17 protein-coding genes are annotated in these 13191 nt (G+C 66.9%); 9 read left to right on the top strand and 8 right to left on the bottom strand.

Annotation, left to right across the window (positions count from 1 at the left end; translation table 11 throughout):
- Position 1: 1 nt before the first annotated feature.
- From AACH40_RS00545 to AACH40_RS00535, 3 genes are read left to right on the top strand one after another with little or no spacing between them, the layout of a single operon-like run.
- Complete coding sequence (locus AACH40_RS00545) at positions 2–433, top strand: TIGR01244 family sulfur transferase (protein WP_169494608.1); 432 nt, start codon at positions 2–4, stop codon at positions 431–433.
- 20 nt (positions 434–453) lie between these two features.
- Positions 454–879 (top strand): hypothetical protein, encoded by a 426-nt coding sequence (locus tag AACH40_RS00540; protein ID WP_338643775.1) that lies wholly within the window; start codon positions 454–456, stop codon positions 877–879.
- Positions 876–1796, top strand: a complete 921-nt coding sequence (locus AACH40_RS00535) for a sterol desaturase family protein (RefSeq protein WP_338643774.1) — start codon at positions 876–878, stop codon at positions 1794–1796. Before AACH40_RS00540 ends, AACH40_RS00535 begins: the two co-directional genes overlap by 4 nt.
- Here AACH40_RS00535 and AACH40_RS00530 read toward each other — a convergent pair.
- The 7 genes from AACH40_RS00530 to crcB all read right to left on the bottom strand — a co-directional run bounded on the left by AACH40_RS00530 (position 1793) and on the right by crcB (position 6007).
- A complete protein-coding gene (locus AACH40_RS00530) occupies positions 1793–2089 on the bottom strand; it encodes a plasmid stabilization protein (protein WP_169494605.1) in 297 nt (98 codons plus the stop codon). The genes AACH40_RS00535 and AACH40_RS00530 overlap by 4 nt on opposite strands.
- Positions 2090–2151: 62 nt before the next feature.
- Positions 2152–2847, bottom strand: a complete 696-nt coding sequence (locus AACH40_RS00525; RefSeq protein WP_338643773.1) for an ATP12 family chaperone protein — start codon at positions 2845–2847, stop codon at positions 2152–2154.
- Positions 2847–3068: a hypothetical protein gene (locus AACH40_RS00520; RefSeq protein WP_338643772.1), complete on the bottom strand. Its 222-nt coding sequence runs from the start codon at positions 3066–3068 to the stop codon at positions 2847–2849. The genes AACH40_RS00525 and AACH40_RS00520 overlap by 1 nt, the downstream gene beginning before the upstream one ends.
- Positions 3065–3727, bottom strand: coding sequence for an HAD-IA family hydrolase (locus AACH40_RS00515; RefSeq protein WP_338643771.1), 663 nt, complete (start codon positions 3725–3727; stop codon positions 3065–3067). The genes AACH40_RS00520 and AACH40_RS00515 overlap by 4 nt, the downstream gene beginning before the upstream one ends.
- The gene (locus AACH40_RS00510; RefSeq protein ID WP_338643769.1) at positions 3724–4326 is read right to left on the bottom strand and encodes an FMN-binding negative transcriptional regulator; all 603 of its coding nucleotides are present in this window, start codon (positions 4324–4326) and stop codon (positions 3724–3726) included. Before AACH40_RS00510 ends, AACH40_RS00515 begins: the two co-directional genes overlap by 4 nt.
- Complete coding sequence (locus AACH40_RS00505; RefSeq protein ID WP_338643768.1) at positions 4326–5609, bottom strand: RluA family pseudouridine synthase; 1284 nt, start codon at positions 5607–5609, stop codon at positions 4326–4328. The genes AACH40_RS00510 and AACH40_RS00505 overlap by 1 nt, the downstream gene beginning before the upstream one ends.
- A complete protein-coding gene (gene crcB / locus AACH40_RS00500; protein WP_169494599.1) occupies positions 5606–6007 on the bottom strand; it encodes a fluoride efflux transporter CrcB in 402 nt (133 codons plus the stop codon). Before crcB ends, AACH40_RS00505 begins: the two co-directional genes overlap by 4 nt.
- A 218-nt stretch (positions 6008–6225) precedes the next feature.
- Here crcB and rpsU point away from each other — a divergent pair, with 218 nt between their 5' ends.
- The 5 genes from rpsU (at position 6226) to AACH40_RS00475 (ending at position 10136) form a co-directional block, all read left to right on the top strand.
- Entirely contained in the window at positions 6226–6432 is a 207-nt protein-coding gene (gene rpsU / locus AACH40_RS00495; RefSeq protein ID WP_008070684.1) for a 30S ribosomal protein S21, read from the top strand.
- 179 nt (positions 6433–6611) lie between these two features.
- Positions 6612–7181 carry an FKBP-type peptidyl-prolyl cis-trans isomerase gene (locus tag AACH40_RS00490; RefSeq protein WP_338643766.1) on the top strand — a complete coding sequence of 190 codons (570 nt, stop codon included), beginning with the start codon at positions 6612–6614 and terminating at the stop codon, positions 7179–7181.
- A 158-nt stretch (positions 7182–7339) separates the two neighbouring features.
- Positions 7340–7642, top strand: coding sequence for an Asp-tRNA(Asn)/Glu-tRNA(Gln) amidotransferase subunit GatC (gene gatC / locus AACH40_RS00485; RefSeq protein ID WP_169494597.1), 303 nt, complete (start codon positions 7340–7342; stop codon positions 7640–7642).
- Positions 7643–7644: 2 nt separating this feature from the next.
- Positions 7645–9129, top strand: a complete 1485-nt coding sequence (gene gatA / locus AACH40_RS00480) for an Asp-tRNA(Asn)/Glu-tRNA(Gln) amidotransferase subunit GatA (RefSeq protein WP_338643764.1) — start codon at positions 7645–7647, stop codon at positions 9127–9129.
- 98 nt (positions 9130–9227) lie between these two features.
- Positions 9228–10136: an FkbM family methyltransferase gene (locus AACH40_RS00475; protein WP_338643763.1), complete on the top strand. Its 909-nt coding sequence runs from the start codon at positions 9228–9230 to the stop codon at positions 10134–10136.
- Between the two features lie 117 nt (positions 10137–10253).
- Here AACH40_RS00475 and AACH40_RS00470 read toward each other — a convergent pair whose 3' ends face one another.
- Complete coding sequence (locus AACH40_RS00470; protein WP_338643762.1) at positions 10254–11300, bottom strand: glycosyltransferase; 1047 nt, start codon at positions 11298–11300, stop codon at positions 10254–10256.
- A gap of 149 nt (positions 11301–11449) precedes the next feature.
- Between AACH40_RS00470 and gatB the strand changes: the two genes are divergently transcribed.
- On the top strand, positions 11450–12937 hold the full coding sequence (gene gatB / locus AACH40_RS00465) for an Asp-tRNA(Asn)/Glu-tRNA(Gln) amidotransferase subunit GatB (protein WP_338643761.1): 1488 nt from the start codon (positions 11450–11452) through the stop codon (positions 12935–12937).
- Positions 12938–13191 lie beyond the last annotated feature (254 nt).

Raw genomic sequence — 13191 nt, 5'->3', positions numbered from 1 at the left:
CATGTTCCGCAAGATCGACGACAAGACCTACGCCAGCCCGCAGATCACCGTGGACGACGTGGCGCAGGCCAAGGCGCTCGGCATCGCCCTGATCGTCAACAATCGCCCCGAAGGCGAATCCGACGACCAGACTCCGGGTGCAGAGATCGAAGCCGCGGCCAAGGCTGCCGGCATCGCTTACGTTGCCATTCCGGTCAGCCATGCCGGCTTCTCGCTGCCGCAGGTCGAAGCGCTCGATGCCGCGCTCGCCAGCGCCGGGGATGCGCCCGTGCTTGCCTATTGCCGCTCCGGCACGCGCTCGACGCTGCTGTGGGCGTTGACCCAGGCCAAGCGCGGCATGGCGCCTGATCAGATCGCCGCCAGCGCGGCTGGCGCGGGCTACGACATCGGCCCGATCCGCGCGCAAGTCGACATGCTCGCCGCCAACGGCTGAGCTTAAGAAAGCCGGGGGCGATGTCGGGGGGCATCAATCTGCTGGGGCTTGCGGTGCAGGGCGTGCTTTCGCTCGCCGCGATCCTGGCCATCTGGTGGATCGCGCGGGCGATGAAGCTTGGCGGCGACGTGCGCCTGCGCGACGAGGGCCATGCCCGCGAACTTGCCGAAGAGGCGATCTGCGGGTTCGGTCCGGTCGAGGTCGCGCTCGATCGCGCGCGGATCGGCGCTCTGGTGCGCGGTGCCGACGGACGCGTTCTGCTGCTGCGCCGCCACGGCAGCCATTTCGCCGCACGGCTGATCGCGGATTATCAGGGCATCCGGCTCGATCGGCAGTTCCTCACCATCGCCACGCGCGAACGGCGGTTCGGCGCGGTCACGCTCGATCTCGGCCCGCAGGCGCAGGCCTGGGCCGCAAGCCTGCGCCGCCTTGGAGCCTCGGCATGAAGCCGCTCGACCACCCGATCGAGGTCGTCGTCTTCGCGATCCCGTTCTTCATCCTCGCCATCGTGCTCGAAATGCTCTGGGCGCAGCGCCGCCGCCCCGATGCCTATGAACCGGCCGATACGCTGACCAGCCTGGCGCTCGGGCTGGGCAGCACGATTGCCGGGGCCCTGACCGCCGCGGTCGTCTATGCGGCGGCGACCTGGCTTTATGCGCACCGCATCGCCACCGTGCCGTGGGCATGGTGGGCCTGGATCGCCTGCTTCCTGCTCGACGATTTCAATTACTACTGGGCACATCGCACCGGCCACCGCGTGCGCTGGTTCTGGGCGAGCCACGTCAATCACCATTCCAGCCAGCACTATAATCTGTCGACCGCGCTGCGGCAGACCTGGACAGGGTTCATCGCCTTGTCGTTCGTGTTCCGCATCTGGCCGGCGCTGCTCGGCTTTCCACCGGCGATGATCGTCACCGTCGGCGGGGTGAACCTGATCTATCAGTTCTGGATTCACACCGAGGCGGTGGGCCGGATGCCGCGCTGGTTCGAAGCGGTGTTCAACACACCGTCTCACCACCGCGTGCACCACGCGACCAATCCGCTCTATCTCGATCGCAACTATGCCGGCGTGCTGATCGTGTGGGATCGGCTGTTCCGCACGTATCAGCCAGAGCGCGACGAAGGCGAAGTGCCGGGCCTGGGCCGCATCCGCTATGGCATCGTGCGCCAGTTGGGCAGCTTTCACCTGCTGCATGCCGCCTTCCACGAATGGACCGCGATGTTGCGCGATTTCCTCACCGCGCCGTTCCGGCACAAGCTGTCGTACCTCGTGCGCGAACCCGGCTGGAGCCATGACGGCAGCCGGGAAAGTTCGGATACGATCCGCGCCCGCTGGCGCGAACGGTACGCAGAGGACAACTAACGCGCAGCCTTGCGCCGGCGGGTTTCCCAGCCCTTCTTCGCTGCGGCCGATCGCTTGGCATGGCTTTGCGATGATCCGGCCTTTTCGCCGCCGCGCTTCGACGGGCTGTGGTCGCTCTTGCGCCCCCGGCCCGAACCGGACTTCTTGCCGCCACCGTCCTGCTTGTTGACGGTCGCCCAGGCGCGACGCTCGGCCTCGTCCTTGCTCACGCCCCGATCTTCGTAGCCTTCCTCGATATGTTCGGCCTGGCGCTTCTGCTTACCGGTATAGGCGTCCTTGTCTCCGCGCGGCATGGCTCCTGCTCCTTCAGCTGGTCTGCCGAAAAAGCGCTCGGGGTTGCCCGGCGGTTCCCGCCTCAACCGCGTGAAAGGGCGGCAAAGCGCGCGGCGGCGATGAAGGCCCCGCGCCGCAGATCGCGCCGTGCCATGGCCTCCTCGTCCTTGCCCCACAGCTCGGCCTGCCAATCCTCTTCAAGGTTGGCCGCATTCCACAGCGTGTCGAGATCGGCATCGGGCAGGATCGCCTCGATCCCCAGCACCAGCGATGCGGCAAGGCTGGTGGTGTTGCGCAAGGCAGCCAGCGCGAAGGCGTCCAGCCCTTCGAGCACCGCCTGCAACGCAGCCAGCGTTTCGCCCGCCTGCGGCTTGTGCATGATCCCGGCCACGCGCTGGAAGCGTACGCCGTGGCGCGCTTCGGCAGCGGCGAGCAGCGGCTCCCACACCTCGCGCTGGCGCGCGGCGAGCGGCTCGTCCGGTTCGGCGCGATAGCACAGCGTGTCGGTCTCGCCGTAAGGCAGCAATTCCATGATCGCTCGCGCGCGGTCCGGCGCCACGACATCGAGCGCATAGTCCGCCATGTCGCGGAACACGAAGCGCGCCGGCTCGATCTCCTCGCTCTGCCCGTCCCATTCGGCGGCCATCGCCTCGGCCAGGGCAGCGCTCGGCACGATCTGCGGCTGGCCGGCCACGGTGCGGATGCCCCGCCCATCGAGCGTGACGCGGTAGCCTTCGCCTTCCCGGGCGACGGCGACTTGCTTGTAGAAACGCTTCATCAGTCCTTGCTTTTCCAGCGGCGCGCCAGCAGCGGCGGCACGAAGAAGAAGTCGACCATGCCCACCAGCAGCAGTGGAAAGCCCGCAGCGGGCGGCACGGCCTTCAGCCAGGCGACATTGCCCGAAGACACCAGCACGCCGGCCAGCGCGATCAGCGCGCCTGACAGACGCACCGCCTGCAGCACGGCAAAGCGCGCGATGGCCGGATCCCGCTCGCTCATTCCATCCCCCGCAGCAGCGCGCGCAGCTCCGTCATCGATGTCGCGACCGCCTCGGCCCCTGCCTCGAACAGGTCTTCCGGCTCGTGGTAGCCCCAGTCGACGCCGAAGGCGCGGACGCGAGCGTTGACGGCCATCTCCATGTCGTAGGCAGTATCGCCGATCATTGCGGTCAGGGCGCGATCGGCGCCGGTATCGGCAAGGCAGGCCTCGATCATGCTCGGATCGGGCTTGGAGGGGTGCCGGTCGGCGGTCTGCAGCGTCAGGAAATGGCCGGTCAGGCCATGCGTCTGCAAACAGTGCACCAGCCCCCGGTCGCTCTTGCCCGTGGCGACGCCCAGCAGCCAGCCATCCGCGACAAGCTCCTCGATCAGCGCGGCGATCCCTTCGTACAGCGGCTCGGCCAGCGATCCCGCCTCGCGCCGGGCACGGAACGCATTCTTGTACGCCTGCGTCAGCGCGGCGTGATCCTCGTGCGCGCCATTGGGGTGCAGCCGCCGCATCGCCTCGTGCAGCGAAAGGCCCACCACCCGGCGCGTCGCCTGCCGCGCCGGCGGCTCCAGCCCGTTCGCCAGGAAAGCGGCATCCATCGACGCGCAGATATCGGCCTGGCTGTCGACGAGCGTCCCGTCGCAGTCGAAGATCGCCAGCCGCAGGCTCATGGCACCAGCCGCCGCATCAGCTGCGCGATGGCGGGCGAACCCTCAGCCTCGAGCCCGGCGGCCACCCGCTCGCGCTCCTCGGGCGCCTTGTTCTGCGAAAGCTTGAACGTCGGGCGCCAGGCCAGCACTTCCATCTCGAACCCGACGATCGCGTCCATCATCCGCGACAGCGCAGCCTCGGGCATCTTGTCCATCGTCCACGGCGCGCCATCGGTAAGCCGCGCCTCATGCCGGGCCGACAGCGCCTCCAGCAGCGCGCGCAAGCCTTCGCGCTCCATCCGCCGCACCCGCCCTTCCAGTTCAAGCGCGACGTAGTTCCACGTCGGCACCTGCGCCGGGTCGGCATACCAGCGCGGGCTGACATAGCCGTCGGGGCCGTTGACCACGATCAGCGCGGTGGCGCTCTCGATCGCGCGCGTCAGGGCATTGCCGCGCGCCAGGTGGAACTGCACCGCCCCGTCCCCGGTCGAAAGCAGCGGGGTGTGCGCCACCCGCGGTCCATCGGGCGTGGCGGCGAAGATCATGCCGAAGCCGATCTCCTCCACCAGCGCCTCGTGCAGAGCACGATCGTCGTTCCGGAACGCGGGGTTGGGATGCATCAGCGCTTGGGACCTGCGGGCTTCCTTGGCGCGGGTGCCCTGCCCGCCGCAGGCTTGCCAGCCCCGGGCTTGCGTGCGGCCGGCTTGCCATCGGCCGCCTTCTTGCCCGCCGGAGCGCCGCCAGCGCGCTTGCCGGTGGGCTTGCGGGCGATGCCGCCGCCGCCATCGGCGCGCTTGCGCCGCTCGCCCCGGCGTTCCTTGCGGTATTCCTTGGCATGCGCCTTGGCCGCGCGCTTGGCGACGTCCTTCTCGCTCACCAGCTTGGCCGGTTCGAGCGGGATGTCGCCCTCTTCCTCGTGGAAGCCCAGGCTCACCATGCTCGCCGCGAAGTGGTCGGGCAGCGGCGCGGTCACGTCGATCAGGTCGCCTTCGGGATGCTCGATCCGCAGGCGCCGCGCATGAAGGTGCATCTTGCGGCTGATCGTGCCGGTCAGGAACGCGCCCTGCCCGCCGTACTTGCCATCGCCCACGATCGGATGCCCGATCGCCGCCATGTGCACGCGCAGTTGGTGGGTGCGGCCGGTCAGCGGCTGAAGCTCGACCCAGGCGGCGCGGTTGCCCGCCCGGCTGATCACGCGATAGCGGCTGCGCGCGGCCTGACCTTCGCCGCTTTCGTCGACCATCATCTTCTCGCCGCCGGTGCCCGGCTGCTTGGCGAGCGGCAGTTCGATCAGCCCGTCCTTCACATCGGGCACGCCCATCACCAGCGCCCAGTAGATCTTGCGCGCGGACCGGCCTGAAAAACGCTTGGAGAAAAACGCCGCGCTGCCTGGCGTGCGCGCGATCAGCAGCACGCCCGAGGTATCCTTGTCGAGCCGGTGGACGAGCCGCGGCCGCGGCTCGTCCTCGCCGACATAGGCATCGAGCAGGCCATCGACGTGCTCGTAGGTGCCGCTGCCGCCTTGCGTTGCAAGGCCCGGCGGCTTGTTGAGCACGATCGCCGCGCGATCCTTTTCCAGCACCATCGATTCGGCGAGCGCGATCTGCTCCTCGGTCAAGGGCTTGCGCTTGCGCGGCCCCTTGCTCGCAGGTGTCGTCCCGCCCGGCGGCACGCGCAGCACCTGCCCCGCCTCGAGCCGGGTGTCGACATCGGCGCGCTTGCCGTCGAGCCGGATCTGCCCGGTGCGCGCCCAGCGCGAAACGGTGGCAAAGCCCACCTGCGGCAGGTGCCGCTTGAACCAGCGGTCGAGCCGGGCCCCGGCATCGTCCTTCTGGATGGTGAACTGGCGGACTTCGCTATCGTCCTTCTGGTTGTAGGACTTTGGCTCGTAAGGCTTGTTCATGCCACGCCCCCCCGCATCGCGATCAGGCCCAGGAACAGTCCGGCCAACCCCGCAAGCACCGATCCCACGGCATACGTCGCGGCAAGGCCGATGGCCCCGCGCTCGATCAGCAGCGCGGTTTCCAGGCTGAACGAGGAGAACGTGGTGAAGCCGCCGAGCACGCCCACGGCCAGCAGCAGGCGCCACGCCTCGCCCCCGTTCGCCCGCGTCAGCCAGCCAGCCAGCAGGCCCATCGCGAGCGAGCCCGAAACGTTGATCAGGAAGGTACCCCAGGGAAAAGCCGCGGCCGGCCCGACAAGGGCGGTGACCAGGCGGCCAACATGAAAGCGCAGGAGAGCACCGGTGCCGCCGCCCAAGGCGACAAGTCCGCTGGCCTGCCAGGAAGAAGTCGATATCATTGGCCCGCCCTTAGCCGCTCAAGCCGCCAAATGCACGACTTAGCTTGGCCCGTGGCACGACTTTGCTTGCCTTGAGCAAAGGGAATCGCTATCGGCGCGCCGGTTCGAGCCGCATCCGTTCGGATTCGGCCCGTTTTGTGTTTCCCGGATTTATGGGTGATTCCCGCGCTTGATGACCAGCGGGCTCTCGCTCGAAACTGATTGAGGTATAGCGGTTTATGCAGATTCTCGTTCGCGATAACAACGTCGACCAAGCCCTCCGCGCGCTCAAGAAGAAGCTGCAGCGGGAAGGCGTTTATCGCGAAATGAAGCTGCGTCGCCACTACGAGAAGCCCTCGGAAAAGCGCGCTCGTGAAAAGGCTGCCGCCGTTCGCCGCGCCCGCAAGCTCGAGCGCAAGCGCGCCGAGCGCGACGGCGCGAAGTAAGGCGGAACGGGGCGATCGCGGGGAGAGGCGAACCTCTCCCTTCTCGCCTCTTGCCGAGCGGCCCTTGCTGGGCCAAGAGGGCGCCGTCGAAAGCGGCGCCCTTCGCGTGTCCGGCCTGATGCGCCGGCGAATCGGAGCGGCTCGCCGCACCTGTTTCGGGGACACCCAGAGGGGAAGAAATGTCGGAAATCACCCGCGTTCCGCTGCAGCCCGTGGCCAAGGGCTCGGTCACCAAGATCTGGCTCGGCGTCATTCTCGCCGTGGTCGTTGCAGCCGCGCTGGCCTTTGCCGCGCGCTACCATGGTCTGGTTGTCGATACGCTCAAGGCCGGCCAGGGCGCCTCGCCGACCACCGCCGACGTCGTGCTGGTGAACTATGTCGGCCGCCTGGCGAACGGCAAGGAATTCGATCGCGGTGAAAAGGCGGTCATGCCGGTCGAAGGCGTGATCCCCGGCTTTGCCAAGGGCCTCCAGCAGATGCAGCGCGGCGGCAAGTACCGCCTCGAGATCCCTGCCTCGATGGCCTATGGCGCCAACGAACAGAAGAGCCAGGCCACCGGCGAAGTGGTGATCCCGGCGAACAGCGACCTCGTGTTCGATGTCGAACTGCTCGATTTCAAGAGCGCTGCCGAAATCGAACGCCAGCGCCAGATGATCCAGCAGATGCAGCAGCAGATGGGCGGCCAGATGCCCGGTCAGGTTCCTGGTCAGGTTCCGGGCGGCGCGGCTCCCGGCGCTCCGCGCCCCTGATCGCCCCGGTCATGGCGGGCCGGCGCTTCGGCGTCGTCCGCCCACGGCCCGAAAGGCGGTTCCTGCCCGCTCGCTGAAGTTGCCCGCTTCTTGAAGATCGCCGCGCGCCTGTGCTAGCGCGCGGCGTTCTCTTTTTCCGGCTTTCGAAAGCTATTTCCATGTCCGTAGACACCGCGACCGTGGCGAAGATCGCCTCGCTGGCCCGCATCAAGGTCGATGAAGCCGCGATCGAGGCGATGGTGCCCGAACTCAACGGCATCCTCGCCTGGGTCGAACAACTCGGCGAGGTCGATGTGACCGGCGTCGAACCGATGACCGCCGTCATCCCCAACACGCTGCGCCTGCGCGACGACGTGGTGAACGCCGACCCGCTGACCGGTGGCGACATCCGCGACAAGGTGCTCGCCAATGCCCCCGCCGCCGAACACGGCTTCTTCGGCGTGCCCAAGGTGATCGAATAATCATGACCGACCTGACCGATCTCGGCGTTGCCGCCATCCGCGACGGCGTCGCCGCCGGCACCTTCACCGCCACCGAAGTGGCGACCGCCTTCAACGCCGCCGTGGCGCAGGCGCAGGACGCGTTGAACGCTTTCATCGTCACCACGCCTGATGTCGCGCTCGCCGCCGCCGCGAAGGTCGATGCCGACCGCGCCGCCGGCAAGCCGCTCGGCAAGATGGCCGGCGTGCCGATCGGCATGAAGGATCTGTTCGCCACGCAGGGCGTGCAGACCACCGCCGCGTCGAAGATTCTCGAAGGCTTCAAGCCCGAATACGAATCGACCGTCAGCCAGAAGCTGTGGGACGCGGGCGCCGGCATGCTCGGCAAGCTCAACCTCGATCAGTTCGCCATGGGCTCGTCGAACGAAACCAGCGCCTTCGGCAACGTCGTGTCGCCGTGGCGTCGCCCGAACGACACCGCGCCGCTCGCACCCGGCGGCTCGTCGGGCGGGTCCTCGGCCGCGGTCGCCGCGCGCCTCGCGCCTGCCGCCACCGGCACCGATACCGGCGGCTCGATCCGCCAGCCCGCCGCCTTCACCGGCATTTCGGGCATCAAGCCCACTTACGGCCGCTGCTCGCGCTGGGGCGTGGTCGCTTTCGCTTCCTCGCTCGACCAGGCGGGGCCGATGGCGCGCGACGTGACAGACTGCGCGATCATGCTCGAAGCCATGGCCGGGTTCGATCCCAAGGATTCGACCAGCCTCGACCTGCCCGTGCCCGACTGGAGCGCCGCGCTCTCGTCGGACCTGCGCGGCAAGAAGGTGGGCATTCCGCGCGAATACCGCCTCGATGGCATGGACGCCGATGTCGCCCGCGTGTGGGACGAAGGCATCGCCTGGCTCAAGGATGCCGGCGCCGAGGTCATCGACATCTCGCTGCCGCACACCAAGTACGCGCTGCCCACCTACTACATCATCGCGCCTGCCGAAGCGTCGTCCAACCTCGCCCGCTATGATGGCGTGCGCTATGGCCTGCGCGATCTGCCGCAGGGCGCCGGTCTTCAGGACATGTACGCCGCCACCCGCGCCGCCGGCTTCGGTGACGAGGTCAAGCGCCGCATCCTGATCGGCACCTACGTGCTCTCGGCCGGCTTCTACGATGCCTACTACACCCAGGCGCAGAAGGTGCGCACACTGATCGCCCGCGATTTCTCGCAGGCGTTCGAACAGGTGGACGTGATCCTTGCGCCGACCGCGCCGACCGCCGCCTTCGCGCTCGGCGAAAACAGCGACGATCCGCTGGCGATGTACCTCAACGACGTGTTCTCGGTGCCCGCCAGCCTCGCCGGACTGCCCGCCATGTCGGTCCCCGCCGGGCTCGATCGCAATGGCCTGCCGCTTGGCCTGCAGGTCATCGGCAAGGCTTTCGACGAACAGGGCGTGCTCAACGCGGGCCTCGCGATCGAGCAGCGCGCGGCATTCACTGCTCGGCCTGCCCGCTGGTGGTGATAAAAAATCCCCGGATTTGAAAGAGCTAATCAACCGATATGTCTGGAATAATAACTTAAGATATATATATTTCGCCCCAACTCGTAGATGGGGTGACCATGGTTGCGCACGAATGGATGGACCGGCCGGCCTTTGACCAGCCGGTCGCGGGATTGCCGCCTCCGATCCGTGCCAGCCATGTCGCTGGAGCAGAGCCGGGGCGCTTGATCCGGCTGTGGCGCCGGCTCTGCGCATCGGTTGCGCTCAACCTCAAGGATGCCCGGCAGCTGGGACCGGCGGTCCTGCTGCGCCACTTCGCCCGCCTGTCCGGCACGCCGCAGCACGCGGTGCAGATCCGCGGGCACGGGCGCTTCGAGATCCGCCGCCACGAAAGCGACCTTTCGGTCCTGCGCGAAGTGTTCGGCGAAGGCGCCTATGCCCTCGACCGCCACCCCCACCTCGCCGCCCGGCTCGAGCGCCGCTACCGCACGATCCTTGCCGCCGGTCGTCGCCCGGTCGTGCTCGATTGCGGCGCCAACATCGGCGCGGCGACCGTCGCGCTGGCCGAACTGTGGCCACGCGCCGCGTTCGTGGCGGTCGAGCCCGATCCCGGCAACGCGGCGATGGCGCGCCGCAACCTGATCGGCACGCCCAACGCCCACGTGCTGGAAGCCGCCATCGGCAGCGTGCCCGGTCACGCCGCGCTGCTCAACGATGGCGACGGCTTCGCCTGGGGCGTGCGCACCACCCGCGCCGCCAGCGGGGTGCCGATCATCACCGTGCGGCAGGCGCTGGAAGCGGTGCAGGACGGCGAACCCTTCGTCTGCAAGATCGATATCGAAGGCTTCGAGGAAGATCTCTTCGCCCGCGACACCGGCTGGATCGACCAGTTCGAGATCATCATGGTCGAACCGCACGACTGGCTGTTCCCCGGCAGGCGCAGCTCGCGCCACCTGCAGCGCGCCATGGCCGACCGGGGCATGGAGATGATCGTCCAGGGCCACAGCCTGTTCTACCTGCGCCCCTGAACGCCGCCGTGCGACTTGCCCCTTTTCAGCGGGCGCGCGGGGCCCTATCGGGCTAGGGTTCTCGCTTGGCGGCCAAGCCTCGGCCCAGCGCGTCACGGCAAAGTCGGATGGCCGAGCTCAGGCGATCCCAGCGATAGTCGCCTGCACCGCAGCATCAAGCGCATCCACCCTTGGCGCCAGATCCGCAAAGCTTTCGGGAAAATCCCGAGCAATGCACGCTGCGCGCCAGCGCCAGTCGTGCTGGCGCAGGCATTCAGAATAATTGCGCCGACTGATCGCATCTAGGCGGTCCACGTCGCCGAGCAGGTTGCGCAAGGCGGCCAGCGCTTCGGTCGGGTCGTCGGGCAGTTCGATGGTGGCGTCGGGCCAGTTGAGAAGTTCGTCGGTTTCGGCCGCCTGCGGGCGCCGCCCTGCCACGATGCAGCCGGCTGCCAGCGATTCGAACCATCTTTGCCCGACGAAGGAGCAGGGGAAGCGCTGGTCGGGATCACACGATTCCGGCGAATAGGCGAGCGCGACGCGCGTATGGCGCAGCATCTGCCAGAAATGGTCGCGGTGCCGGACGGGGTCGCTCACTTGGCGAATCTGGACATGCCCGGTGTAATGGAAGAAGCTGTCGCCTGCGCGGTTGAGACTGTCGGACAGGACGGCAGTTAGGGCCGATGGTTGCCTGCCGTAGCCGTTGATCGTGATATACCGGGCAGCCATGTTCGCACAGGCACCGAAGCGAATGGCATCGACGCCTATCGGCAGGTAGGCCATGTTCAACCCATAGCTGGCGGCTTGTTGCGCGATCAGGGCTTGAAAAGGGCAATATATCCTGTTGAACCGGCGAAGATTGCTCACGAACCGTGTTTTGCGCTTTATGATGTCCGGCAGCCCTTCCAACCTACCCGAAAAGTAGGAATCGAACACGAAGCCGGTGACGATCGCATCCGGTCCGATGAGATGCTTGACGCTTTTCAGCATGTCCGAAAGTTGGCGAAAACTGATGGCCGCAATGAACCAGAACCGGGCGTTTTCGGGCCGGTGGGGCGCCTGTGGATCAACGATCTCGAGATTTAGGAATTCTCGCGACGCATGCGCACATTCCAACGCGCATGTCATCGCCGGAGCGACGGGCCTATCGGGCGACGGAATGAGGACAGCACCATTATAGGGCATGCGGTACCTTTTCACAAAACGGGGAGACGCGATTCGCCTTTCTCGAAACCTGGAATGTACAGGTGCGCTGCAGTGCAACAAATGGACCAAATCGCTATTCCACAATGACGCTTGGCTAGCTAATGGGTCACCCACGAGGACATCGAATTATGAGCACTCATCGTATCCAAGGCGCCACCGGCGAATGGGAGGTCGTGATCGGCCTCGAAGTCCATGCGCAGGTCACTTCCAACGCCAAGCTCTTTTCGGGCGCGGCGACCGCGTTCGGGGCCGAGCCCAATGCGCAAGTGAGCCTGGTCGACGCGGCGATGCCGGGCATGCTGCCCGTGCCCAACCGCGAGTGCATCCGCCAGGCGGTGCGCACCGGCATGGCGATCGACGCGCAGATCAACAAGTGGTCGCGCTTCGACCGCAAGAACTACTTTTACGCGGACCTGCCGCAGGGCTACCAGATCAGCCAGCTCTACCACCCGCTGGTGGGCGAAGGCGCGCTGGAGATCCAGCTCGACGACAAGGACCCGACCTCGACCAAGACCATCGGCATCGAGCGCATCCACGTCGAACAGGATGCGGGCAAGCTGATGCACGACCAGCATCCGACGATGTCCTACGTCGACCTCAACCGGTCGGGCGTGGCGCTGATGGAGATCGTCAGCCGCCCCGACATGCGCAGCCCGGCCGAAGCGGGCGCGTACCTTGCCAAGCTGCGCCAGATCCTGCGCTATGTCGGATCGTGCGACGGCAACATGGACCAGGGCTCGATGCGCGCCGACGTCAACGTGTCGGTTCGCAAGCCCGGTGCCGAGTTCGGCACCCGGACCGAAACCAAGAACGTCAATTCGGTCCGCTTCGTGATGGCGGTGGTCGAACAGGAGGCCAAGCGCCAGGTCGCGCTGATCGAGGATGGCGGGAAGGTGGTGCAGGAAACCCGCCTCTACGATCCCGACCGGAACGAGACGCGTTCGATGCGCAGCAAGGAAGATGCGCACGATTACCGCTACTTCCCCGATCCCGACCTGCTGCCGCTGGTGCTGGACGATGCGTTCCTGGAAGAATGCCGCGCCAGCCTGCCCGAGCTGCCCGACGCCAAGCGCCAGCGCTATGAAGCCGGGCTGGGCCTGTCGCCCTACAACGCCGCTGCATTGACCGCCGACGTCGAGACCGCGCGCCAGTTCGAGGCGCTGCTGGCCTCGGTCGCCAAGGCCGCGGGCAAGAGTGAAGCCGACGTTGCCAAGCGCGTTGCCAACTGGCTGCTGTCCGAACGGCCGGGCATCCTCAACGCCCAGAACATCCCGACCGACAGCCCCAAGAATTCGATCGAGGCGAACACCGCGATCGTGGTGGCGACCGAAGCGGGCACGATTTCCGGCAGCAAGGCGAAGGAAATCTTCGAGCGCCACCTGACCAGCGACATCGATCTTGCCGCCGAGATCGACAGCAACAAGCAGACCACCGACACCGGCGCGATCGAGGCCGCAGTCGATGCCGTGCTGGCCGCGAATGCCGACAAGGTGGAGCAGTACAAGGGCGGCAAGGAAGCGCTGTTCGGCTTCTTCGTCGGGCAGACGATGAAGGCCATGCAGGGCAAGGGCAACCCGCAGGCGGTCAACCAGGTGCTGAAGGCGAAGCTCGGCTGAGGCGCTTCGGGAGGGCCTGAATGGGATCTTCTAAATCGGCCAAGTTGACGAAGTTGACAGACTTCTAAAGCAAAACTCGTCCGGTGCGGCACCACGCCGCGCCGGCGCCGCCTGCGCGACGCGCAGAACAAGCCAGCGCGCTGGTTCTGTTCGATTTTTGCAAAGGGTGCCATCGGCCGGACCCTAGGCGAGGCAGGCCTTGTAGGAAAGTTTCGCAGTGTGCTGCCCTGTTGTGCACACAACTTGCATGCACA

Origin of the sequence: Novosphingobium olei (genome assembly GCF_037076535.1) — a bacterium.
GTDB classification, from domain to species: domain Bacteria; phylum Pseudomonadota; class Alphaproteobacteria; order Sphingomonadales; family Sphingomonadaceae; genus Novosphingobium; species Novosphingobium olei.
This window is presented reverse-complemented; position numbering and strand designations above follow the sequence as displayed.

Bases quoted from the DNA above. Each gene is read 5' to 3' on its own strand.
- AACH40_RS00545 (WP_169494608.1), top strand. From the start codon at position 2: ATGTTCCGCAAGATCGACGACAAGACCTACGCCAGCCCGCAGATCACC.
- AACH40_RS00540 (WP_338643775.1), top strand. From the start codon at position 454: ATGTCGGGGGGCATCAATCTGCTGGGGCTTGCGGTGCAGGGCGTGCTT.
- AACH40_RS00535 (WP_338643774.1), top strand. From the start codon at position 876: ATGAAGCCGCTCGACCACCCGATCGAGGTCGTCGTCTTCGCGATCCCG.
- AACH40_RS00530 (WP_169494605.1), bottom strand. From the start codon at position 2,089: ATGCCGCGCGGAGACAAGGACGCCTATACCGGTAAGCAGAAGCGCCAG.
- AACH40_RS00525 (WP_338643773.1), bottom strand. From the start codon at position 2,847: ATGAAGCGTTTCTACAAGCAAGTCGCCGTCGCCCGGGAAGGCGAAGGC.
- AACH40_RS00520 (WP_338643772.1), bottom strand. From the start codon at position 3,068: ATGAGCGAGCGGGATCCGGCCATCGCGCGCTTTGCCGTGCTGCAGGCG.
- AACH40_RS00515 (WP_338643771.1), bottom strand. From the start codon at position 3,727: ATGAGCCTGCGGCTGGCGATCTTCGACTGCGACGGGACGCTCGTCGAC.
- AACH40_RS00510 (WP_338643769.1), bottom strand. From the start codon at position 4,326: ATGCATCCCAACCCCGCGTTCCGGAACGACGATCGTGCTCTGCACGAG.
- AACH40_RS00505 (WP_338643768.1), bottom strand. From the start codon at position 5,609: ATGAACAAGCCTTACGAGCCAAAGTCCTACAACCAGAAGGACGATAGC.
- crcB (WP_169494599.1), bottom strand. From the start codon at position 6,007: ATGATATCGACTTCTTCCTGGCAGGCCAGCGGACTTGTCGCCTTGGGC.
- rpsU (WP_008070684.1), top strand. From the start codon at position 6,226: ATGCAGATTCTCGTTCGCGATAACAACGTCGACCAAGCCCTCCGCGCG.
- AACH40_RS00490 (WP_338643766.1), top strand. From the start codon at position 6,612: ATGTCGGAAATCACCCGCGTTCCGCTGCAGCCCGTGGCCAAGGGCTCG.
- gatC (WP_169494597.1), top strand. From the start codon at position 7,340: ATGTCCGTAGACACCGCGACCGTGGCGAAGATCGCCTCGCTGGCCCGC.
- gatA (WP_338643764.1), top strand. From the start codon at position 7,645: ATGACCGACCTGACCGATCTCGGCGTTGCCGCCATCCGCGACGGCGTC.
- AACH40_RS00475 (WP_338643763.1), top strand. From the start codon at position 9,228: ATGGTTGCGCACGAATGGATGGACCGGCCGGCCTTTGACCAGCCGGTC.
- AACH40_RS00470 (WP_338643762.1), bottom strand. From the start codon at position 11,300: ATGCCCTATAATGGTGCTGTCCTCATTCCGTCGCCCGATAGGCCCGTC.
- gatB (WP_338643761.1), top strand. From the start codon at position 11,450: ATGAGCACTCATCGTATCCAAGGCGCCACCGGCGAATGGGAGGTCGTG.